Raw genomic sequence first — 22,908 nt, forward strand, 5'->3', positions numbered from 1 at the left:
TGCGAAGTGTCCACAGGTTGCGGCGGCCGACCGTCCAAGTGGCCCCCGTCCAAAGCCCTTCGCTCTTCTGGCACCAACCGAGAGACCACCAGTCACGCGCTGAACGGCCGCCGACGACATCGCGGTCCGAGTTGACGAATACCAGGATGTCGTCGATCGCATGGCGGGGTGGCCTCCGTGAGGGTTTGGCCACCCCGCCGTCAGCCGGGATCAGAACTTCACGGTGAACCTGGCCTCGTCGTTGCTCAGCTTCGGGTCGCCGTATCTATCGGCAAGCTTTGCCACGGCCTGGGGTAGGAAGTCCGGCGTCACGGGCTTCGCCGCGGTGAACTCCAGCGTCACCGTCGTCCTCGCCGCCGCAGCGAGGGCGGCTTGATCGCAGGTCACACTCACGACCGGCTGTGGAAAGGTTTCGATCTTGCAGGCGCTCGGTCGACTTAGCTGAAGACCGGCTGGTACCGACACGATCACGTGGAACGGCAGCGCCGCGGGGCCGAGGTTGCTAACCGTCACCGTCATCGAGCCGTGGCGTACGCCGTTGACCGGCGCGCCGAACACCAGGTCGGAGCTCGTGATCGCCAGGTCGGTGACCTTGTGGTTTACCGGGAACTCCGTCGGGCCGCCGGTCTGAACGAACCGGGTGCCGTTCCAGGCGTAGCTCCGCCGCTGGAGCTGCACAAACGCGGGCGGCCGCTCAAGGCATCGCAGCGGCGTCCGGAAATCGCCGACTTCGACTTCGATGTCGCCGCGAGTACCGACACCGATGTCGCAGATCGTCTTGATGGCACCGCTCTGCACAGCGACCTGGCCCACCGTGCGAATCACACCAGCGGCATCCCGATCGAACGCCACGACCTGAAAAGTGCTGACCTGGTCACCACAGGACAGCCGGGCCACAGTCTCCCGCGCGCCGTCGTGGTCGACGTCGGCATGGACAACCTCCTCGACCCACACGTGGAACGAATCCTTGATGAAGTGCGCTCCGTCGGTGAACTTCATACGGCCGGAGAGGCAACCGCCCACGTACGCGTCCGGTGCCCAGGCCGGGATGTCGAGAGTCGCGTCGTCCAGCTCGGCCTTACTGATCCGGCCGTCCGGAACCTTCGGGCTCGCGCCCCCCGACGGTGCCACCGTGGTCGGCTCAGGCGAGGACGGGCCGGGCGTGGACGGGCCGGGCGTAGGGCTCTGCGACTCGCCGACCTGCGCCGGCGGGCCGTGCGAATCGCCGCTCATCGCCGCGTACGCCGTCACCGGCGCGACGACGAAAAGCGCCGCGAGCGCGGTCGCCGCGATAGCGCGTACCCGCTTGCGATGGCGTACCGTCTCGTGCGCTGCGGCCGCGCCGCCAGACCTGACGTATGGGGCCACTTCGTTGCGGAACTCGGCGAATACGCCGGCGAGCATCTGGTCATCGAAGTTGGCCATCGTGCTGCTTCTCCTTGTCGGTGAGCTGGGCGGCAAGCGCGGCGCGTCCGCGGTGCAGCCAGGACTTGACGGTGCCCTCGGCAACGCCCTCCTGATTGGCGATCTCGCGGACCTGCAGGTCGGCGAGGTAGTGCAGGATTACCGCGCGGCGCTGCTGCGCGGGAAGCGCGCTGAGGGCTCGGGCCAGCGCGACCCGGTCTGGGCTGGGCGCGGGCACGTGCTCTTCGCGGTGCCGGCGAGCGAACTGCGCCGCGGTCCTTGCCCGGCGCCACCGGCTGCTGGCGAGGTTCCAGGCGACCCGGCGTACCCAGGCGCCTGGTTCGTCGAAGGCGGAGACCCGATCCCAACGCGCGAGCGCCCGGCAGAAGGCCTCCTGCACCACGTCCTCCGCAGCGGCCATCTCGCCGGTGTACGCGAACAGCTGGATTGTCAGCGACTGGAAATACGCTGAGTAGAACTCCTCGAAGTGAACCCCGTGGGGCGGTCCAGTGTCGGCTATCGCCCCGGGGTTGCCCCCCTTACGCAGCGTGATCACATTGCCCCTTCCTCCATTGAGGCGACCGGTCCCCGGCCGTTCGGCGACTACACGCGTCGCTGCCCAGCGTGGTTGCAGGCGACATGTGCACAGGTCCTCGCGGTAGACAGCCCGCAGCTGCCGGCGTGGGCGGGCACGCTAGCGCGGTGATCAGTACGTAGTCCGGCCGGTACATCAACAGTGCGGAACTAAACCGTGCATGGTCCGCGTCGGTGAGCGGCGTCGCGCAAGCTCTGAGCCAAGGCTGTCGGCCGCGGCGGCAGGACAGGTGTCGCGCGAAGCCGAACGCTCCCACTTCGAGCGGGTATTGATCTCGGTGGGCGGCAGAGGCGGTCAAGAGCAGGCTTCACGCCTTCCGACCTGGGACGCAGACAGTCAACGTTGGTCAACCTCTGTCGCTGCCGGTCCACCTTCGACGGCGTTGGACTGCGCCTGGCCACTCACGACGATGACTACCCCTCGGATGCTGCGAACGGCGCGGCTCGATTCCCGAAACCACCGCCGCGATCGCGAGCAGTCCCGGCAGCGGATGGATCCGGCCGCCAGCGTCCCGTGGGTCCGGAACCCGGGCGATGGCCTGCAGCAACCCTGGCGTGTCCTGTTCCGACAGCGGCAAAATTCGCCGCTGCACCGATCGCGACTCCTGCGTGACAAGGCACCTTTGACAAACAGCGTAAGGCCCGGCTAGCGAAATGGCATTGATCGATGTCTTGACTCTATGCGCCGCCCTGCTCATGATTTACTTCGGCGGTTCAAAAGTGAGGGTAGATGTGATGACGCAGGGAGAACCACCGGCAGGAGGCCCCACATCAGCCGTCACTCTCAGCGAGCTTGGACAAACTGGCCGACTCGCGCGCGCCGGTCGAGGCACGAGGGACTGGCTGACACGTAGTGCCCATCTGCGGGAACTGAGTATCGCGAGCCTCGGTTCGGTGCTCCTCGCTGTCGCGATGATCTGGCTGATTCCGCCGTACGCGGTTCGCGTGATGACTGCCGGCGCCAAGACTGTGCCGATCGCCGATCCGGCCCACACCATCGTCGGTGACGTGGGTGACCCGACGGCCCAAGCATGGCTGGTGGGATGGGGTGGCCACGCTCTCACCCACGGTCTGCGTGACCTGTGGGATACCAACGCTTTCTATCCCGACACGTACGGCCTGGCCCTGAACGACAGCCTGCTCGGCTATGCCCCGGCAGGGCTGATAGGCAGCGGTGTAGTCGGCGCCGTGCTGCGCTACAACATCCTGTTCGTGCTGGCTTTCGCGCTCGCCTTCCTCGGCGGCTACGCGCTCCTGCGTCAGCTTGGCGCGAATAAGGTCGCCGCCGCGGTAGCCGGGGCCGCCCTCGCCTATGCGCCCTGGCGCTACGGCCACGACGGCCATTTGAATATTCTCTCCACCGGTGGTATCACTCTGGCCCTGGCGATGCTGGCGCGCGGCCACGGACTCTCGTTCACCCGCGGCTACCTTGCCGAACGAGTCCGGCCGGGCTGGGCGTTCGCTGGCTGGCTGGTTGCGGCCTGGCAGGTCAGCCTGGGCTTCGGCGTGGGGCTGGGATTCGTATACGTCCTCGCCGCCCTCTGCCTGATCGCACTGACAGCCTGGCTGATCCATCGCCCACGCCTTGGCCTCCGGCTGATCGTCGGTGATCTGATCGGCGGGCTGGTCTTCACCGCGGTGACCGGATACTTCGCGTACGCGTACAAACACGTGCGCGAGCTCAACCCAGATGTCACCCGGGACTGGGACTACGTCGCGCATTTCTCCCCGACACTGCGCGGGCTTCTCGTGGCGCCGCAGTCCTCGCTGCCCTGGGGCACCCTGCACAACGACGCCCGCATCGCACTCGGTTACGTACCGACTGAGAAAGTGCTGCTATGCGGGTATGCACTGTATCTACTGGCCTTCGCCGGCCTGTTCCTATCCCGCTGGTCACCGGTGCAACGGCTTCTGCTGCTGTTTGGGGCGGTCGTCGGAGTGTTGTTCGCGCTGGGCACGAACGGGCCGATCTACCGCCTGCTCTATCTTTACGTGCCCGGGTTCGATGGGTCCCGTACACCAGGGCGCTTGATCTTGTGGCCCACTCTCTGCCTGGCCATCCTCGCGGCTGGCCTGGTTACCCACCTGTACGAGGCGGCTCGCAGGGACGCCAAGCCGGAATGGTCGGTGAGAGCGGGACGCCTGCTGACCGTTCCGTTGCTGGTCCTCGTGCTAGCTGAGGGCCTACCTAACCTGGACCACCCCCAAACCCCAGCCGAACCGGCCGCGATGGCGCTAGCCTCCGCGCACGCTCCCATCATGGTGTTGCCGTCCAACGACGGTATCGACCTCCACGTCCTACTGTGGTCGACCAACGGTTTTCCCACCATGGTCAACGGTGCGGCCAGCTACACCACACCCAACCGTCAGGCGATCCGCGACGTTATGGCGACCTTCCCCAGTGAGCCGGCCTTGGATCGGTTGCACCAGCTCGGCATCCGCAGCGTCGTCCTGCTGCGCGACCGGGTCCAAGGCACCCCCTACGAACCACTGCTTAACATCCCCGACGTACCCGGCATCACCCGCCATGACGTCGGGCCAGACGTGGTTTACACCATCGACACGAGCACCAAGAACCCCTAACGAAACCCACAACTTAAGGCCCTGACCAGCGTTTCCGCTGGTCAGGGCTTTTTGTCTGTCGGGACGGCCGGATTCGAACCGACGACCCCTCGACCTCCAGAGATCCAGCCCACCTATTGGCACCCACCGGGTGCCACATGGTGGCGACTGGGCAGGTCAACGGCCAGGCGGCTAACGGCCTCTGCCGGCCCATGCCCGACCGTCCGTGCGATGGTTGTGAGAGATCGAAGCGGCACCGGCCACCGCCGCCCGTCATGTGGCGATGGCGGGGACAGACCAGGGGCGCAGGGACCTTCGAAGGTCCCTGCGCCCCATCGTGCGCGGTCTACCCGATCAGCTGTAGACCTCGAACTCGAACAGCGAATATCCCCAGGCGGTGGCGCGGGCCGTACCGTTGATCCGCACGTAACGACCCGTGGCGGCCAGCGCGGTGTTGTCGTCCACCCCACCGTCACCACCGGTGATCGTCCGGGCTGTGGTCCAGGTTGTCCCGTTGGCCGACGTCTGGATCTGGTACCCCGAGCCGTACGCTCCCTCCCAGGTCAACTTGACCCGATTGATGGGGTACGACTGACCGAGATCCACCTGGATCCACTGCGGGTCGGCGAAGGCACTCGCCCACCTGCTGGTCAGCGAACCGTCCACCGCGGCGGAGGCCGGGTAAGCGACCGCTTCGGTGCTCGACGCGGTCGCCGGCTTGTTCAACGCCAGGTTGCCCGCAGGCGGCTGTACGACGCCGCCGCCGTAGACCTCGAACTCGAACAGCGAATATCCGTAGGCGGTGGCGCGGGCCGTGCCGTTGATCCGCACGTAACGACCCGTGGCGGCCAGCGCGGTGTTGTCGTCCACCCCACCGTCGCCGCCGGTCACCGTCCGGACCGTGGTCCAGGTGGTCCCGTTGGCCGACGTCTGGATCTGGTACCCCGAGCCGTACGCCGCTTCCCAGGTCAACTTGACCCGGTCGATGGAGGTCGACTGGCCGAGGTCCACCTGGATCCACTGCGGATCGCTGAAGGTGCTCGCCCACCTGGTGGTCAGCGAACCGTCCACCGCAGCCGAGGCCGGGAATGTGCCGGACTCCGTGCTCGACGCCGTCACCGGCTTGTTCAACGCCAGGTTCCCCGACGGCGGTTGCGTGGTGCCGGAGGTGAGCGTGAAGTCGTCGATGTCGAACAGCGATCCCGCGCCGCCGGTGAACACCAGGTACAGCTGGTGCGTTCCGGCAGGTGGGCTGATCGTCCCGGTGACGTCGGCCCACGTCTCCCAGCCACCGGTCGGGGCGACCTGCACCGTGCCGGCCACCGGGCCGGTCGGTGAGTCGACCCGCACGGTCAGGGTGCCACCGACGCCGGCCGAGGCGACCCGCGCCTTGATACCGGTGACGCCGGCCAGGTTGTACGGCGTGAAGGAGATCCAGTCGCCGTTTTCGATGTACCCGATGGCGTTGCCGCCGTGGGCGCTGGGCTTGGCGGCGAGCTGGACGCCGTTCATCGTGCCGAAGTGCTCAGCCTGCCGGGTCCGCGGTTGCAGCACGTGCTGGTCCTGGACCGCGACCCCGCTGACCGGGGTGTAGACCGCGGCGAGCACCCCGAAGATGTTCGCGGAGGCGTCGTGTTCACCGTCCACCGTGGTCTGGATCGACCCGGTGCAGCCGTTCTTGCTGGTGATCGGGTGACCATGACTGTCATGGCCGAGGATGTAGTTGAGCTGGACCCGATTGCAGTCGATGGTGCCGGCGTTCGGATCGGTGACCCTCACCTCGTAGGGCACCAGGTCGCCGAACTGGAACACCGATCCGTCGGCCGGTGTGATCAACTGGATGGATGGTCGGCCGACCCCGATGACGGTACTGGCCGTCGAGGTTCTGCCGCCGGGGTCCCGTACCGTCAGCGTCGCGGTGTACTCGCCGTTAGCCGGGTAGGTGAACGTCGGGTTGGCCGCCGTGGAGTCGGTGCTGCCGTTACTGGTGAAGTCCCAGGCGTACGTGATCGCGTCGCCGTCCGGGTCGTTGCTGCCCGCCGAGCTGAACTGCACGGCCAGCGGCGCCGCGCCGGAGGACGGGGTGGCGCTGATCTGCGCGATCGGTGCCCGGTTGCCGCCGGTGTTGTACTCGATCCGGTAGAGGGCCGAGTTGGCGTCGCCGCCGAACCAGGTGGTGCCGTAGTCGAGCACATACAGGGCGCCGTCAGGCCCGAACTCCATGTCCATGATCGCGGTCCCGGACCACGGGATCGGCTCGATAGCGCCGGCCGTGCCGTTGGCGTTGAGGGTGACCGCCTTGATCCAGCGACTGGTGAACTCCCCGAGGAAGACCTTCCCGTTGTACGACGCCGGGAACTTCACATCGGAGGCCAGCGCCGGGTTGAAGTTGTAGACCGGACCGCCCATGGGCCCGCCCCCACCCAACTCGGGCCGCCAGGGCCCCTGCCCACCGTAGGGCAGCCAGGCCGCCTGTGACGGCGGCAGCGTGGTGATGCCGGTGTTGTTGCGGGAGTTGTTCGTCGGCCCACCGGCACAGTTGTACGGACCGGACGACGGCCCGCTGGGGAACGTGAACTCCTGGTAGGGGGTGTTGTAGTTGGAGCAGTACGGCCAGCCGTAGAAGCCCGGCTGGGTGACCCGCTCGAACGAGACGGTGCCCGCCGGCCCGCGCTGCGGGTCGGCAGAGCCGGCGTCGGGGCCGTAGTCACCGAGGTAGACGACCCCGGTCGCCTTGTCCACGCTCATCCGGAACGGGTTGCGGAAGCCCATGGCGTACACCTCGGGCCTGGTGTTCGCCGTGCCCGGGGCGAACATGTTGCCGCCCGGGATGGTGTAGCCCCCGGTCGCACTCGGCTTGATCCGCAGCACCTTGCCGCGCAGGTCATTGCTGTTGGCCGAGGTGCGCTGCGCGTCGTAGGCGGGGTTGCGGTCGGCCCGCTCGTCGAGCGGCGCGGAACCGGCCGAATCGAACGGGTTGGTGTCGTCACCGGTGGACAGGTACAGGTTGCCGGCGGCGTCGAAGTCGATGTCACCGCCGACGTGGCAGCACAGCCCACGGCTGGTCGGCACGTCGAGGATCGTCACCAGCGAGGCCGGGTCGATCGTGTTGTCGTCCCGCACGGTGAGCCGGGCCAGCTTGTTGGAGCCGTTGAACGGGGCGAACTGCGCCGCCGTGCCGGTGGACGGAGCGTCGCCGCCCGGCGTGCTGAGCGGCGGCGCGTAGTAGATGTACACCCAGCGGTTGCTGGCGAAGTTCGGGTCGGCCTTGATGCTCTGCAGACCCTCCTCGTCGTGGCTGTAGACCGGCAGCGTCAGGGCGACCTTGGTGTTGCCGTTGACGTCGGTGTACCGGATGACGCCGTTCCGCGAGGTGTGCAGCACACCCCGGTTGGGCAGCACGGTGAGGCCCATCGGCTCACCGGTCTCCTCCACGCCCTTGGCCAGATTCACCTGGTTGAACGTGCCGACGGGGGCCTGCACCGAGCAGTTGCCGACGTTCTGCGCGGCGTACCTGATGCCGCCGAGCAGGTGGGTGCGGAAGTTGGCCTCGGTGTAGCTCTCCTGGGTATGGCCGAGGCCGGTGTACCAGGAGCGGCCGCCGTCGTAGGGCCGGCACCACGAGATCGGGTGGTCGCCGTTCATGGTGCCGCCGGTGTACGTGGCCTCGTTGAGATTCGCGAGGACGTGCACCTGCGAGCGGGGGTTGGTGCGGTAGTTGTACAACTCGTCGGTGCGGTTCCAGTTCACCGGGATGCCCGCGTTGGACGGATGGGCGGTGTCCTCGATGCGGACGGTGGCCGGCTGGATCGCGGGGTGGCTGGAGAAGTAGGCACCGACGAGGTTGCCGTACCAGGGCCAGTCGTATTCGGTGTCGGAGGCGGCGTGCACGCCGACATAGCCGCCGCCGGCGCGGAGGTAGCGCTCGAACGCGGCCTGCTGGGTCGAGTCGAGCACGTCGCCGGTCGTGGACAGCCAGATGACCGCTCTGAACCTGGCCAGGTTCGTGTCGGTGAACTGGGCGGCGTCCTCGGTCGCCTCGACCGTGAAGTTGCCCTGCGTGCCCAGTTGCTGGATCGCAGTGATCCCTGCGGGGATCGCGTCATGCCGGAACCCCGCGGTCTTGCTGAAGATCAGCACCGAGAAGTCGGCCGCGAACGCCGGGGCGACGTTGACGCCCACCCCGGCCAGTACAAGAGCGACGATGAGCAGCACTCTGCGAATCATGATCGGTTGGTTACCTCTCGTGAGGAAGCAGCCGAAACGTGCGCCGATCACGTCTCGAACGTGGCCGCGGTAGGCGGCCCCGCGGGTAGGTCCCGGGACGCGCATGGCGGTGCCGCGTCTGTCCGGGCAGTGGAGGGTCGTCGGCACGTCGCGCCTCAGTGAAGGTCGCGGGGCGCCGTGATGAGGGTGGGGGTGGGGGTGGGGGTGGGGACGGGTGGACGTGGGCGGCTGTAGACGATGCCTGGTCGGGGGTGCAGCGCCGTCAACTTCTTTGACCTCTAACCTCGGGAGAGCGCTCTCTCACCGAGGTTTGGAAAAGCTAACAGATTCGTCATCGCCCAACAATGGTTTCATCGACCGACGTGAAATCCGACTGCCGACGTCCGCCCCGGTCGGGGAGTGCGCGGCGGTGATCGACGAGACGCTCCGACGCCGTCCTGGCCGGCGCCGGCCTTGGGGTCGTTGTCGAGGAATGGGGGCACGTAGGCGCTGGTCGCCGGCGAGCACCGCCGCGGTGAGTACGAGGGTGGCGACGCCGAGGGCCGCCAGCAAAGTGAATTCGGTGGTGAACCGCAGCCACGGGACCACACCGCCGACGGTGCCGAGACGTACGAAGCGTCGCGGCCCCCACGTCGGCCCGTTCGACCGACCCGAACTGGTAGAGATCCTCGCCGAACTCGCCAGCCGCTGGCCAGACATACAACGACAGACCTTCACCACCGAGCCAGTTCCCCGCGCCTGATGGCTCGGTGGTGAAGCCGGGCCAGCGGTCGGTGGTCACCACGCGCGCGTTCCCGAACGCCGGTCGTTAAAGCGCTGGCCAGCGTTTCCGCCGGTCAGGGCTTTTTGTCCGTCGGGACGGCCGGATTCGAACCGACGACCCCTTGACCCCCAGGACGCCTCGCCACACGTCCACGCACGTCACACACGCCATCCCCACGATAAGACTGTGTAGTCGACGGCATACCGACCACCGCCACGCACACCGTGTGGTCCCCATCTGGTCCCCGGGCGCTGCCCTTTACTCGTCTAGGGCTGGACGTCGTTGGAAAGGTTGATCCCGATCTCCGTGTTGCGGTACCCGGCGCGAGCGAAAGCGGCCGCCATAGGCGCGTTGGCCATGTCGGTGGTGGCGGTGATACGCGCCTCCCCGTTCGCCGCGTGAAGGCGGGTGATCTCGGCGAGCACCTCGTCCACGTAGCCGCGCCCACGGAACTCCGGCACCACACCGAGATAGCCGACGTTCACGTTGTACGGGGTCGCGGAGGGAATCGCCATGCCCGCCACCTCGCCCTCGCGCGTGTATGCGATCCGCCACCACTCCCGCTTGCCCGGCGCCCTGAGATAGAAGTCCATCTCCTCTCGTGCGGTCGCGTCCACGCCCTTGGCGGTCAGGTTCGCACGAGTCTGGGCGTCCAGGCTGCCCTCGGCGATTCGCCTGAACGCCGCGAGGAACTCCTCGTCAGAGGCCTCGGCGAACCGTAGCCTGCCGGCCACGGAGGGCACCCCGTCGGCGGGCGCCCACTCGAACTGCAGCCGCTCCACTTCCCGGGTGAGACCCGCCGCATGCGCCGCCGCCCGCCGCCACTCCACGGCCGCCAAGGTGGCCGGATCGTCACGCCAGCCACCGGCGACCTTGATCGCATACTGCACCGACGCCGGGAACTCGGCCAGCGCGGCCCCGATCAGCTCGCCAGCGACGGCGGCACGGTCGTCCACGGCAGGATCCACGTCGAGGCAGTCGAGCGCGACCGGATGCGGGCTTCCCTTCGGCCCCCACCACAATGCCCGTCCCACGACCTGGCCGTCGCGCTCGGCAATCCATGTCCACTCCGGCCGGTACATGTCCTCCGCCAGGTCGCTCAGGTAACGGTCGGCGGGGATCCACCCAACGGACTCGGTCACGATCCACGAGGTCACGCGGTCGACGTCTGCGGGGACGGTAGGGCGGTAGGAGATCACGTGCAGAGGCTAGCGAAGCTCGCACCATCTCTGGCAGGGGCCGAGGCTGCCTTGACGGCGCGAAGAGAACGATTCGGTAGGGCAACAGGACTGGTCACCTGGCCTGACTAGCGGTCAAGGAGCGCTGCCGGACGGCGCACTTGACCGGCGTGGTCCCCAGAAAGCCAGAAAGGCTGGCCCGATGTTTCGGAACAGCCTTTCTGACCTGCGCTTTCATTCTGTCGGGACGGCCGGATTCGAACCGACGACCCCTTGACCCCCAGTCAAGTGCGCTACCAAGCTGCGCCACGTCCCGCCCCCGCGTGGTTTCCCCCGCGGCAGCCGGTACAGCTTAGCGCAGCAGCTGCGGCCCGTCCGCACAGGCCCCACCGGCGTCGCGACGTGGCCGAACCACCCCACGAGGAGCCACCGCACAACCCCTACAGCGTCCTAGGAGGGTGGGGTTGGATAGCAAAATGCCGGATGGGCGATGCTGCCCATCCGGCATTTCGGCAGAACTGGACCGCGTCAGCCGTGCGCCTTGCCTCGGCCGCCGGGGCCGAGCTTCTTGCGCGGGCGGACCGAGATCTCGATCGGGCTGCCCTCGTACCCGAATTCCTCGCGGAGCTTGCGCTCGACGAAGCGCTGGTAGCCGGCGTCCAGCGGGCCGGTGGTGAAGAGCACGAACCGTGGCGGCGCCACACCGGCCTGCGTCGCGAACAGGATCCGCGGCGCCCGCCCACCACGTACCGGGTGAGGGGTGGCCTGCACCAGCGCGGTCAGCCACTGGTTGAGGTGCGCTGTCGGCACGCGGGTTTCCCAGCTGGCCAGCGCCTTGTTCAGGGCCGGGGCCAGCTTGTCCACGGCACGGCCGGTCATCGCCGACAGGTTCAGCCGGATCGCCCAGGGGATGCGGCGCAGCTCCCGGTCGATCTCCTTGTCCAGGTAGTACCGACGGTCGGCGTCGACCAGGTCCCACTTGTTGAACGCGATGACCAGCGCCCGGCCGGACTCGGTCACCATCGACAGGATCCGCTGGTCCTGCTCGCTGATCGGTTCGCTGGAGTCCAGCAGCACCACTGCCACCTCGGCGGCCTCGATCGCGCCGGCGGTACGCAGGCTGGCGTAGTACTCGGTGCCGCTGGCCTTGCCGACCCGCTTGCGCAGCCCTGCCGTGTCGACCAGTTGCCAGGTCTGACCACCGATCTCGACCAGGCTGTCGACCGGGTCCACTGTGGTGCCCGCCACCGAGTCGACGACCGCCCGCTCCTCGCCGGAGAACCGGTTGAGCAGGCTGGACTTGCCGACGTTCGGCCGCCCGACCAGCGCCACCCGGCGCGGTCCACGCGGACGGTTCTCCACGATCGCCGGTGCCTCCGGCAGCGCGGCGAGGATGGCGTCCAGCAGGTCGCCGGAGCCCCGTCCGTGCAGCGCGGACACCGGGAACGGCTCACCGAGGCCGAGCGACCACAGCGAGGTGGCCTCCATCTCGATGGAGTTGTTGTCGGCCTTGTTGGCCACCAGGATCACCGGCTTGGCGCTGCGCCGCAGCATCTTCACCGCGGCCTCGTCCACGTCGGTGGAACCCACCATCGCGTCGACCACGAAGAGCACCACGTCGGCGGTGACGACCGCCGTCTCGGCCTGCGCCGCGATGGCCGCGGCCCGGTCCTTCGCGTCCGGTTCCCAACCGCCGGTGTCCACCACTGTGAACGCCCGGCCGTTCCACTGCGCGTCGTACGGGACCCGGTCGCGGGTCACGCCAGGGACGTCCTCGACGACCGCCTGCCGGCGGCCGATGATCCGGTTGACCAACGTCGATTTGCCCACGTTGGGGCGGCCGACCACGGCCACCACCGGCTGCGGGCCGCTCGGTTCCTCAACGGCGACCTCGGGCTCACGCAGCTCGACCCAGCCACCACCATCGCTGCTCATGCCACGCCCCGCTCGGTGAGCATGTCGCGCAGCCGCGCCACGACCTCGTCGATGCCCAACTCGGTGGTGTCCAGCACCACCGCGTCGGGCGCCTGGGCCAGCGGGTTGACCTTGCGGGTCGAGTCGAGACGGTCCCGCCGGGCCAGATCGGCGGCCGTGGCCGCCACGTCGGTGGCGTCCTCGGCGCTGCGCCGGGCGGCACGGGCCGCCTCGGAGGCAGTCAGGAAGACCTTCAGGTCGGCTTCCGGCGCCACGACCGAGCCGATGTCGCGACCCTCGACCACCATCCGACCAGCGTTGGCGATCATCTCGCGCTGCCGGGTGACGAGCAGCTCCCGGACGGCCGGCATGGCGGCGACGGCGGAAACCGCGCCGGTCACCTCGGCGCCACGGATGTCGGCGTCCACGCCGACACCGTCGATGGTCACCGCGTACCCCTGCGGGTGGGTGCCGATACGCAGGTTGACCTCGCCGGCGACCTTTGCCACCGACGCGGCGTCGGTGAGGTCCACGCCGGAGCGCAGCACAGCCCACGTGATCGCCCGGTACATCGCCCCGGTGTCCAGGTAGCGCGCACCGATGCTCTGGGCGAGTCGCCGCGACACGGTGGACTTACCCGAACCGGACGGCCCGTCCACAGCGACCACACATCGGCCGGTCCGTACGTTTTCCTCCACCGTGTCCTCCTCAGCCCGTACCTCACGGTTCGCCCGGTGATCTGGCGCCGCAAGCGGTTGTCAATCGTCATCAATCATGCCCGGGTGCGTTAACGGACCCGCGCGCGACGCCGCCGGAGGCGACCCACGCCACCCGGACGGCCGCGTCCCGGCCATCGGTGGAGCCTACCGGCTGCCGTACCCCGAACTCGGGGGTCAGTCACCCACCACGTTGAACAGGGCGGCGACCTCGGCGTTGGTCAACCGCCGGATCCGCCCGGTCCGCAGGTCACCGAGCCGGATCGGCCCGATCGAGGTACGCACCAGCCGGGTGACCGGGTGACCGACCTCATCCATCAGCCGCCGGACGATGTGCTTGCGCCCCTCGTGCAGGCTCAGCTCCACCTGGGCGGATTTGCCGAGAGTGTCCACCACCTTGAACGAGTCGACCTTGACCGGCCCGTCCTCCAGCTCGACGCCGGCCAGCAGCCGCTTGCTCAGGTTGCGCGGGATCGGCCCGACCACCTCGGCGAGGTACGTCTTCAGCACCTGGTACGAGGGGTGCATGAGCTTGTGGGCGAGGGTGCCGTCGTTGGTGAGCAGCAGCAGGCCCTCGCTGTCCGCGTCGAGCCGCCCGACGTGGTAGACCCGCTGCTCCAGCCGGGCGCCGATGAAGTCGGCCAGCTCGTTGCGTCCCTTTTCGTCCGCCATGGTGGTAACCACCCCACGCGGCTTGTTCATCGCCACGTAGACCAGCCGAATGTCGACCTGGAGGCGCTCCCCGTCCACGTGGATCACGGAGGTGGCCGGGTCGACCTTGTCGCCGAGCTTGGCGACCCGCCCGTCCACCGTGACCCGGCGGCGGAAGATCAGGTCTTCGCAGGCACGCCGGGAACCCACGCCGGCGGCGGCGAGCACCTTCTGCAGGCGCTCAGCCCCCTCGTAGACGGGCGCGTCGGCTTTGGGGGAACGGTTATCGGGTCGCATCAGCAAGCTCTTCTACGTCGTCGGGCAGGAAGGGTGCGAGGGGCGGCAGCTCGTCGACGGTGTTCAGCCCGAGCTTCTCCAGGAACAACGTGGTGGTCCGGTAGAGGAACGCCCCGCTGTCCGTTTCGGTGCCGCACTCCTCGATGAGGCCACGGGTGACCAGCGTACGGATGACCCCGTCGCAGTTCACACCCCGGATGGCTGAGATTCGCGAACGGGTCACCGGCTGCTTGTACGCAACCACGGCGAGCGTCTCCAGCGCCGCCTGGGTCAGCCGCACGGACTGCCCGTCCAACACGAACCGCTCAACGTACGTAGCGTATTCCGGCCGGGTGTACAGCCGCCACCCGCCTGCCGCCCGGCGCAGCTCGAACCCGTGCCCGGATGCGGTGTAACCGGCGGCGATCTCGTCGAGCATCGGCCCGACCCGCTCGGCGGGCTGCTCCAGCACTTGCGCCAGCACCAGCTCGCTGACCGGCTCGTCGACGACCAGCAGGATCGCTTCCAACGCGCCGCGCAGCTCGGGGTCGGACAACTCGGGCGTGGGCTCCGGCGCGACAGTCGCGCGCCGCCGCCCCGCCAGCTGCCGCCGGGGTACGCCCGCAGCGCCACCCGGCTCCCCCGCGGTGGCGTCCGTCACCCCACCGAGGTCCGGCCCCGCCGAGCCCACGCCGTCCGGGGCCGCCTCAACACGATCTGGCTCACCCGGGCCCACCTCGTCCGAGGCCACCACAAGGGGATCGGGCCCACCCGCGGCCACCTCGACAGGGCCTGGCCCACCCGGGCCCACGTCGACCGGGTCCCGCCCATCCGGGCCCACGTCGACCGGGCCCCGCCCATCCGGGTCAACCTGCGGAGAGCCCGACGCCGCCACGTCCGGCTCGGCGGCATCTGCGGCGACGTCGAGTTCCGGGCGGGGCGCTGTCGCTTCGGGTTCTTCGGTGTCCGGTGGTGCGGCTGAGTCGTCCGGCTCCGTGGGGGTGTCGGCGGCGGGCGGGCGCGGGCGCTCCCACGGGGGGACCCAGGCGGCGGCCTGGTCGGCCAGCGAGTCCCGACGTTGCTCGTCACTCATCCCGCGTACCCTCCGTCGTTTCCGTCCCGTCCGGCCCGCCGGCCTCCCCCGCCGGCACAAGGTCAGCCCCCGCCAGCGCGGGCTCAGTCCCCGCAGCCTCAGGCTCAGCCCCCGCCAGCTCAGGCCCATTCCCCGCAGGCTCAGCCCCCGACGGCCCCGGCATTACCCCCGCCAGCTCAGGCCCAGCCTCCGGCGACTCCGCGTCGGCCGGGGTGCCGGCGTACTCGTCGACGTGCAGCTCGGCGTCGCCGTCGACCGGGCCGGTCCAGCGCACTGTCAACTCCTCCAGGGCCTGCTCCTGCACGAACGACACCAGGCCCTCCCGGTACAGCTCGAGCAGCGCGAGGAACCGGGCCACCACCTCCAGGGTGGCCTCGCAGTCGGCGCAGAGCAGCGAGAACGTGGCGGTGCCGGCCCGGCGCAGCCGGGCGGCGAGGATCGCCGCGTGTTCCCGGACACTGACCCGGACCATGTGCACGTGGGCGATGGAGACCTCCGGCACCGGCTTCGGCGTCATCGCCTTCACGGCCAGCTTCAGCAGCCGCTGGGGGCCGATGCCGAGCACCAGGTCGGGCAGCGCTTCGGCGTAGCGGGCCTCCAGGCTGACGGCACGCGGATAGCGTCGGCCGCCGACGGCCTCAAGCTCGGCGATGTGCGCCGCCGCCTCCTTGTACGCCTTGTACTGCAACAGCCTGGCGAAGAGCAGGTCCCGTGCCTCCAGCAGGGCGAGGTCGGCCTCGTCCTCCACCTCGGCGGCGGGCAGCAGCCGGGCCGCCTTCAGATCGAGCAGGGTCGCCGCGATGAGCAGGAACTCGCTGGCCTCGTCCAGGTCCCAGTTGTCGCCCATCGCCCTGATGTAGGCGATGAACTCGTCGGTGACCGTGTGCAGGGCCACCTCGGTGACGTCGAGTTTGTGCTTGCCGATCAGTTGCAGCAGCAGGTCGAACGGGCCGGTGAAGTTGGCCAGCCGCACCGTGAAGCCGCTGGCGGCCGGGTCGGCGGGCTGCACACCGTCGACCACTGCCGCGTCGGCGGTCTCGGGTGGGTCGAGGGGTGGCGCGGTCACCGGACGACCGTAGTCCACGAGTCGGGCACCGGGCGTTCCGGCTACCGCTCCGACTGGGCGGCGATCACCTCGCGGGCCAGCTGACGGTAGTTACGTGCCCCGGAGGAGGCCGGGTCCATCGTGGTGATGGGGGCACCGGCCACGGTGGACTCGGGGAACTTAACCGTCTTGGTGATGACCGTCTGGTAGACCTTGTCGCCGAACGCCTCCACGACCCGCTGGAGGACCTGGCGGCAGTGCGTGGTGCGGCTGTCGTACATGGTGGCGAGGATGCCTTCGAGCTCCAGGTCGAAGTTGAGTCGCTCGCGCACCTTGTCGATGGTGTCCAGCAGCAGTGCCACACCGCGCAGGCTGAAGAACTCGCACTCCAGCGGGATGAGCACGCCGTGCGCGACGGTCAGCGCGTTGATCGCCAGCAGGCCGAGTGACGGCTGGCAGTCGATCAGGATGTAGTCGTACTCCTTGCGGACCGTGCGCAGGACCCGGGCCAGGGCCATCTCCCGGGCGACCTCGTTGACGAGCTGGATCTCGGCGGCGGAGAGGTCGATGTTGGCCGGCAGCAGGTGCAGCCCCGCGACGTCGGTCTTGATGACGACGTCCTCGGCGATGATGTCGTCCTGCATGAGCAGGTTGTAGATGGACAGATCGAGGTTGTGCGGGTTGACGCCCAGCCCCACCGAGAGCGCGCCCTGCGGGTCGAAGTCGACCAGCAGCACCTTGCGGCCATATTCCGCGAGCGCCGCGCCCAGGTTGATGGTGGTGGTCGTCTTGCCGACCCCACCCTTCTGGTTGGCCATCGCGATGATGCGCGCGGGGCCGTGCCGGTCGGTGGGCATCGGCTCGGGAATGGGCTTGCGCATCGTGTAGGCAGCCGGGTCCGCAGGACCCAGGTCCGCGCCGAGCGTGGCCTGTTGCTCGCGGAGCTCCGACGTCCAGGTCTCGGCACGGTCACCGTTGCCAGCCATGTGCTCGTTGCCCCCTCCCGACGACCCCACCCGGCGTCGGAGCCGTCCGACGTCCTTCGCGGCGCCGCTGCGCACCCCGGTCGTGTCGCTCCAGGAGGTCCGCGCCGATGCCGACTGTACGCCACCGACCAGCAGGGGGTTCGGCACCGGCCCGGCGTGTCGGCGTCGACAGCGACCGGTTCAGCCGTGGGCGCGTGGATGCGCGGTGGCGTACACCTCGCGCAACCGCTCCACGGTGACCAACGTGTAGACCTGGGTGGTGGTCACCGAGGCGTGGCCGAGCAGCTCCTGGACCACCCGGACGTCGGCGCCGCCGTCGAGCAGATGGGTGGCGTAGGAGTGTCGCAGGGTGTGCGGGGAGACAGCGGCCGGCCCGTCGACGGGCAGCCCGGCACGGTCGGCGGCGCGGCGCAGGATGCCCCAGGCGCCCTGGCGGGACAGCGCGCCGCCGCGGGCGTTGAGGAACACCGCCGGGGTGCCCCGGCCGGCGGCGGCCAGCCCGGGACGGGCCCGGACCAGGTAGGCGCGCACGGCGTCGACGGCGTACCCGCCGATGGGCACCAGCCGCACCCGGCCGCCCTTGCCGCGCAGCAGCACCGTGCCGTCGTCGGTGTCGAGGTCGTCCACCGCGGCGCCGACGGCTTCGGAGATGCGCGCGCCGGTGCCGTACAGGAACTCCAGCAGCGCCCGGTCGCGCAGCGCCAGGGGCGCGTCGTCGCCGGTCGCGGTGATCGGGCCGGCGGTTTCCAGCAGCCGGACCACGTCGTCGACGGGTAGCGCCCGGGGCAGCCGCCGGGGCGGCGTGGGCGGGCGGACGTCGCGGCTCGGATCGGCGCCGGCCAGGCCCTCACGCACCGCGAAGCGGTGCAGGCCCCGTACCGCGCTGGCCGCGCGGGCAGCGGAGGAGACGGCGAGGGGCGGGTGCGTGTCGTCGCCGGCGCGCAGCCGCGCCAGGTGCGACTCGACGACGCCGGCGCCGACCGACGCGAGGTCGGTGACGCCGGCGTCGGCCAGGGTGGCGAGATAGCGGTCCAGATCCCGACGGTACGAGGCGAGCGTGTTCGCGGAGAGGCCACGTTCGACGGTCAGGTGGTCGAGGTAACCGCGAACGGCACGGCGCAGCGCCGGCGTGGGTGCTGTGCCCACGCCGGCGGAGTCCGTGCCGCTGGTCAGCGCGCCACCGTTCAGGCCAGCGCGTCGGCCAGCGGGAGCACGTCCATGCCGTGCGCCTCGGCGACCGGGCCGTAGGTGACCTGCCCGGCGTGGGTGTTGAGGCCCAGCGCCAGCGCCGGGTCGTTGCGCAGCGCCTCGCGCCAGCCCTGGTTGGCCAGCTCCAGGGCGTACGGCAGGGTGACGTTGGTCAGCGCGTAGGTGCTGGTGTTCGGCACCGCGCCGGGCATGTTCGCGACGCAGTAGAAGATCGACTCGTGCACCTTGTAGACCGGGTCGGCGTGCGTGGTGGGGCGCGAGTCCTCGAAGCAGCCGCCCTGGTCGATGGCGATGTCGACGAGCACGCTGCCGGGCTTCATCCGGGAGACCAGCTCGTTGGAGATCAGCGTCGGGGCCTTCGCGCCGGGCACCAGCACCGCGCCGATGACCAGGTCGGCGTCGAGCACGGCGCGCTCGACCTCGTACGCGTTGGAGGCGACGGTCTGCAGGTGGCCCCGGTAGATCGCGTCGGCCTGCCGCAGCCGGGCGACGTTCTTGTCCAGCAGCAGCACCTCGGACTGCAGACCGAGCGCGATCGCGGCGGCGTTCATGCCGGAGACGCCGGCGCCGATGACCACGGTCTTGGCCGCGTACACGCCGGAGACACCGCCGGGCAGCACACCGCGCCCACCACCGGTACGCATCATGTAGAAGGCGCCCACCTGCGGGGCGAGCCGGCCGGCCACCTCGGACATCGGGGCGAGCAGCGGCAGCGACCGGTCGGGCAGCTCGACGGTCTCGTACGCGATGCCGGTGACCCGGCGGTCGATCAGCGCGTCGGTGCACTCCTTGGAGGCGGCCAGGTGCAGGTAGGTGAAGAGCACCTGCCCCTCACGCATCCGGTGGTACTCCTCGGCGATCGGCTCCTTGACCTTGAGCACCAGCTCGGCGGTCTCCCACACCTCGTCGGCGGTGGCGAGGATCTTCGCGCCGGCGGCGGCGAACTCCTCGTCGGTGATGCTGGAGCCAACCCCGGCGCCGGACTCGACGAAGACCTGGTGGCCGCTGCGGGTGAACTCGTTGACACCCGCTGGCGTGATCGCCACGCGGTACTCGTGGTTCTTGACCTCGCGCGGGATTCCGACCTTCACGATGCAGACACCTCTCTTCGGGGCTGCTCTCCCCCGACTGCTCGGTGCCACGACGGCCCCTTTGCCATCGCGGTACACCGGTCCTGCGGCGGCAGTCTAGGCGCGCCCGGTGCCGCCGCGAGCCAGCACAGTGGCACCCGGTGCCCGGGTGTCCTGACGAAGTGTCAGGGCACCGCCGACATTCGGCGGTGCAGCGTCACCTCAGCCAACAGGACAGTGTTTCACCATTATCGTCCCATCTGCCGGGCGGCGGTGCGGACAGCCGGCGAGTGGATCACTAATGTGTCCGCCCATGACCACTCCTCCTTACCAGCCCGGGTACCCCCAGCCGGGGTACCCCCAGGGCGTCTCCGACAAGAGCAAGATCGTCGCGGGCATCCTCGGCATCCTGCTCGGCACCTTCGGTGCCGGTCGGTTCTACACCGGACACACCAAGATCGCCGTTCTCCAGCTCGTCGTGAGCCTGGTGACCTGCGGCGTCGGCGCTCTCTGGGGCGTCGTCGACGGCATCCTCATCCTGGTCAACGGCGGCACGGACGCGCAGGGCCGTCCGCTGCGCGACTCCTAGACCCACAAGCGAAAGGGGCCCCGCGGCTGACCGCGGGGCCCCTTTCGTGCGTACTTCCCCACCGGGCTGGACCGGCGGCGACGCTCAGCGCGGCAGCGGCGCGTCCGCCCGACGCAGCTGCGTGAAGCCGGTGTCCCGGGCGCGGGCCGCGGCCAGCAGCCCGGCCACCGCGGACGCGTTGGTGATCTCACCGGCCAGGACCATGGCGACCGCCTCGTCCAGGTCGATCCGGACGACCTGGAGGTCGGCCTCCTCGTCGTGGCGCTCGTGCCGCTCGTCGGCCGGCACGTCGCCGAGGTCGCGGGCCAGGAACACCCGGACGATCTCGTTGGTGAACCCCGGCGAGCTGTGCAGGTCGACCAGCACGTCGACCCGCCCGGCGGTGAGATCGGCCTCCTCGGCCAACTCCCGCAGCGCGGCCACCGGCAACTCCTCGCCGGAGACGTCCATCAGACCGGCCGGCAGCTCCCACAGGTGCCGCCCGACCGGGTGCCGGTACTGCCGGATCAGCACCACCTGGCCGGCGTCGTCGAGCGCCACCACGGCCACCGCGCCGACGTGCCGGACGAGGTCACGCAGCGCGGTCCCACCGCCCGGCATGGTCACCTCCTCGGTGACCACGTCGAAGATCCGCCCCCGGTACCGCTCCTCCCGGGAACGCACCTCGTAGCGGTGCTCCAACCCGCTCACGCCGCCGCCTCGCTGCGCTCGACGACGGCGTGACGCACCCCACTGAGCCTGCTGGCTCGCTCGCTGCGCTCGCTCACGAGGCCGACGACGCCTTCGTCGCGGCGCCGTTGCGAGCGGCCTTGCGCGTCGTCGGAGCCTCCGCCGCCCCGTCCAGGTCGACCGGCAGCTGGTCGGCCTGCGAGTACGCCACAGCGGCCTTGACGAACGAGGCGAACAGCGGGTGCGGGCGGGTCGGGCGGCTCTTCAACTCGGGGTGCGCCTGGGTGGCCACGAAGAACGGGTGCAGGCTCCGATCCAGTTCGATGAACTCGACCAGCCGGCCGTCCGGCGAGGTGCCGGAGATGTGCAGGCCCGCCTTCGTCAGCGCGTCCCGGTAGGCGTTGTTCACCTCGTACCGGTGCCGGTGCCGCTCGCTGATCTCGGTGCTGCCGTACGCCTCGGCGACGATCGAGCCCTCGGTCAGCGTCGCCGGGTACGCGCCCAGCCGCATCGTGCCGCCCAGGTCGCCCCGACCGGCGACGATGTCCTCCTGGTCGGCCATCGTGGCGATGACCGGGTGGGCCGCCTGCTCGTCGAACTCCAACGAGTTGGCGCCGTCCAGGTCGGCCAGGTGCCGGGCCACCTCGATGGTCATGCACTGCAGGCCGAGGCAGAGGCCGAGCAGCGGGATGCCGGCCTCGCGGGCGTACCGGGCGGTGCCGATCTTGCCCTCGATGCCGCGGACGCCGAAGCCGCCGGGGATGAGGATGCCGTCCACGCCGGCCAATGCCGCGGCGGCGCCAGCCGGGGTGACGCACTCGTCGCTGGGCACCCAGCGCAGCTGCACCCGGGCCCGGTGGCCGAAGCCGGCCGCCCGGATCGCCTCACTCACCGACAGGTACGCGTCGGGCAGGTCGACGTACTTGCCGACCACCGCGACGGTGACGGTGTGCCGGGGGCGGTGCACCCGCTCCAGCAGGTCGTCCCAGCTGGCCCAGTCCACGTCCCGGAAGGAGAGGCCGAGCCGGCGCACCACGTACGCGTCGAGCCCCTCCCGGTGCAGCACCTTCGGGATGTCGTAGATGCTCGGGGCGTCCGGGGCGGCGACGACCGCCTCGGCGTCCACGTCGCAGTAGAGCGACAGCTTCTCCTTGAGCTTCACCGGGATCTCCCGGTCGCAGCGGAGCACTATCGCGTCCGGCTGGATACCGATGTTGCGCAGCTGTGCCACCGAGTGCTGCGTCGGCTTGGTCTTCAGCTCACCCGAGGGCGCCAGGTACGGCACCAGCGAGACGTGCAGGTAGAAGCAGTTGTCGCGGCCCAGGTCGTGGCGAACCTGACGGATCGCCTCCAGGAACGGCAGCGACTCGATGTCGCCGACAGTGCCACCGACCTCGGTGATCACCACGTCGGGGACCTGGCCGTCCTCGTCCGGGTCGGCCATCGCCAGGATCCGCGACTTGATCTCGTTGGTGATGTGCGGGATGACCTGGACGGTGTCGCCCAGGTACTCGCCGCGCCGCTCCTTGGCGATCACGTCGGAGTAGATCTGACCGGTGGTGACGTTCGCCTTGCCGGACAGCGCCCGGTCGAGGAACCGCTCGTAGTGCCCGACGTCGAGGTCGGTCTCGGCGCCGTCCTCGGTGACGAAGACCTCACCGTGCTGGAACGGGTTCATCGTCCCCGGGTCGACGTTCAGGTAGGGGTCGAGCTTCTGCATCACCACGCGCAGCCCGCGCGCGGTCAGCAGGTTGCCGAGGCTGGAGGCGGTGAGGCCCTTACCCAGCGAGGAGGCGACGCCCCCGGTGACGAAAATGTGCCTGGTCGTCCGTGCTGATGGGGCCAAGGCCTGCTCCCGTGTCGTCTGTCGCGGTCATGCAGACCGCCGTGCTTGATCAGCAAAGTGATCACGCGATCCACGGGATTTGACGGTAACACCTTCCGGGCGGGTACCCGCAGGCC

Annotated in this window: 16 protein-coding genes and 1 tRNA gene; 2 read left to right on the top strand and 15 right to left on the bottom strand. The window is 69.6% G+C overall.

Annotated features, from left to right (window positions below):
- Window positions 1-210 precede the first annotated feature (210 nt).
- Complete coding sequence (locus OG598_RS14795; protein WP_328654988.1) at window positions 211-1,425, bottom strand: hypothetical protein; 1,215 nt, start codon at window positions 1,423-1,425, stop codon at window positions 211-213.
- Complete coding sequence (locus tag OG598_RS14800; protein WP_328655337.1) at window positions 1,409-1,951, bottom strand: SigE family RNA polymerase sigma factor; 543 nt, start codon at window positions 1,949-1,951, stop codon at window positions 1,409-1,411. The genes OG598_RS14795 and OG598_RS14800 overlap by 17 nt, the downstream gene beginning before the upstream one ends.
- 941 nt (window positions 1,952-2,892) lie before the next feature.
- On the opposite strand from OG598_RS14800, the gene OG598_RS14805 reads away from it, so the two are divergent.
- The gene (locus tag OG598_RS14805) at window positions 2,893-4,581 is read left to right on the top strand and encodes a hypothetical protein (protein WP_328654989.1); all 1,689 of its coding nucleotides are present in this window, start codon (window positions 2,893-2,895) and stop codon (window positions 4,579-4,581) included.
- A 333-nt stretch (window positions 4,582-4,914) separates the two neighbouring features.
- On the opposite strand, the gene OG598_RS14810 is transcribed toward OG598_RS14805, so the two are convergent.
- From OG598_RS14810 to ald, 11 genes are all read right to left on the bottom strand, one after another.
- A complete protein-coding gene (locus OG598_RS14810; RefSeq protein ID WP_328654990.1) occupies window positions 4,915-8,787 on the bottom strand; it encodes a ThuA domain-containing protein in 3,873 nt (1,290 codons plus the stop codon).
- 1,029 nt (window positions 8,788-9,816) lie between these two features.
- Window positions 9,817-10,749, bottom strand: a complete 933-nt coding sequence (locus OG598_RS14815) for a GNAT family N-acetyltransferase (protein WP_328654991.1) — start codon at window positions 10,747-10,749, stop codon at window positions 9,817-9,819.
- Window positions 10,750-10,970: 221 nt separating this feature from the next.
- Window positions 10,971-11,044 (bottom strand) — tRNA-Pro (locus OG598_RS14820).
- Window positions 11,045-11,256: 212 nt separating this feature from the next.
- Window positions 11,257-12,663 carry a ribosome biogenesis GTPase Der gene (gene der / locus OG598_RS14825; protein ID WP_328654992.1) on the bottom strand — a complete coding sequence of 469 codons (1,407 nt, stop codon included), beginning with the start codon at window positions 12,661-12,663 and terminating at the stop codon, window positions 11,257-11,259.
- Window positions 12,660-13,340 (bottom strand): (d)CMP kinase, encoded by a 681-nt coding sequence (cmk, locus tag OG598_RS14830; RefSeq protein WP_328654993.1) that lies wholly within the window; start codon window positions 13,338-13,340, stop codon window positions 12,660-12,662. The genes der and cmk overlap by 4 nt, the downstream gene beginning before the upstream one ends.
- Before the next feature lie 195 nt (window positions 13,341-13,535).
- On the bottom strand, window positions 13,536-14,306 hold the full coding sequence (locus OG598_RS14835; protein ID WP_210784817.1) for a pseudouridine synthase: 771 nt from the start codon (window positions 14,304-14,306) through the stop codon (window positions 13,536-13,538).
- Entirely contained in the window at window positions 14,293-15,378 is a 1,086-nt protein-coding gene (gene scpB / locus OG598_RS14840) for an SMC-Scp complex subunit ScpB (RefSeq protein ID WP_328654994.1), read from the bottom strand. The genes OG598_RS14835 and scpB overlap by 14 nt, the downstream gene beginning before the upstream one ends.
- Window positions 15,371-16,444, bottom strand: coding sequence for a segregation and condensation protein A (locus OG598_RS14845; protein ID WP_328654995.1), 1,074 nt, complete (start codon window positions 16,442-16,444; stop codon window positions 15,371-15,373). The genes scpB and OG598_RS14845 overlap by 8 nt, the downstream gene beginning before the upstream one ends.
- A 41-nt stretch (window positions 16,445-16,485) precedes the next feature.
- Window positions 16,486-17,409, bottom strand: coding sequence for a ParA family protein (locus OG598_RS14850; RefSeq protein ID WP_030487987.1), 924 nt, complete (start codon window positions 17,407-17,409; stop codon window positions 16,486-16,488).
- 180 nt (window positions 17,410-17,589) lie between these two features.
- Window positions 17,590-18,555, bottom strand: coding sequence for a site-specific tyrosine recombinase XerD (locus OG598_RS14855; RefSeq protein ID WP_328654996.1), 966 nt, complete (start codon window positions 18,553-18,555; stop codon window positions 17,590-17,592).
- Between the two features lie 38 nt (window positions 18,556-18,593).
- Window positions 18,594-19,709: an alanine dehydrogenase gene (gene ald / locus OG598_RS14860; RefSeq protein WP_112584275.1), complete on the bottom strand. Its 1,116-nt coding sequence runs from the start codon at window positions 19,707-19,709 to the stop codon at window positions 18,594-18,596.
- A 280-nt stretch (window positions 19,710-19,989) separates the two neighbouring features.
- Between ald and OG598_RS14865 the strand changes: the two genes are divergently transcribed.
- Window positions 19,990-20,277, top strand: coding sequence for a TM2 domain-containing protein (locus tag OG598_RS14865; RefSeq protein ID WP_372492730.1), 288 nt, complete (start codon window positions 19,990-19,992; stop codon window positions 20,275-20,277).
- Window positions 20,278-20,361: 84 nt separating this feature from the next.
- Here OG598_RS14865 and OG598_RS14870 read toward each other — a convergent pair whose 3' ends face one another.
- Window positions 20,362-20,967 carry an NUDIX hydrolase gene (locus OG598_RS14870; RefSeq protein WP_328654997.1) on the bottom strand — a complete coding sequence of 202 codons (606 nt, stop codon included), beginning with the start codon at window positions 20,965-20,967 and terminating at the stop codon, window positions 20,362-20,364.
- Window positions 20,968-21,040: 73 nt separating this feature from the next.
- Window positions 21,041-22,792 carry a CTP synthase gene (locus OG598_RS14875; protein ID WP_328654998.1) on the bottom strand — a complete coding sequence of 584 codons (1,752 nt, stop codon included), beginning with the start codon at window positions 22,790-22,792 and terminating at the stop codon, window positions 21,041-21,043.
- Window positions 22,793-22,908: the final 116 nt, after the last annotated feature.

The organism is Micromonospora sp. NBC_00330 (genome assembly GCF_036136635.1).
GTDB lineage: Bacteria > Actinomycetota > Actinomycetes > Mycobacteriales > Micromonosporaceae > Micromonospora > Micromonospora salmantinae.

Excerpts from the sequence above, each read along its gene's own strand:
- OG598_RS14795 (WP_328654988.1), bottom strand. The coding sequence starts at position 1,425 with ATGGCCAACTTCGATGACCAGATGCTCGCCGGCGTATTCGCCGAGTTC.
- OG598_RS14810 (WP_328654990.1), bottom strand. The coding sequence starts at position 8,787 with ATGATTCGCAGAGTGCTGCTCATCGTCGCTCTTGTACTGGCCGGGGTG.
- der (WP_328654992.1), bottom strand. The coding sequence starts at position 12,663 with ATGAGCAGCGATGGTGGTGGCTGGGTCGAGCTGCGTGAGCCCGAGGTC.
- OG598_RS14835 (WP_210784817.1), bottom strand. The coding sequence starts at position 14,306 with ATGCGACCCGATAACCGTTCCCCCAAAGCCGACGCGCCCGTCTACGAG.
- scpB (WP_328654994.1), bottom strand. The coding sequence starts at position 15,378 with ATGAGTGACGAGCAACGTCGGGACTCGCTGGCCGACCAGGCCGCCGCC.
- OG598_RS14850 (WP_030487987.1), bottom strand. The coding sequence starts at position 17,409 with ATGGCTGGCAACGGTGACCGTGCCGAGACCTGGACGTCGGAGCTCCGC.
- OG598_RS14865 (WP_372492730.1), top strand. The coding sequence starts at position 19,990 with ATGTGTCCGCCCATGACCACTCCTCCTTACCAGCCCGGGTACCCCCAG.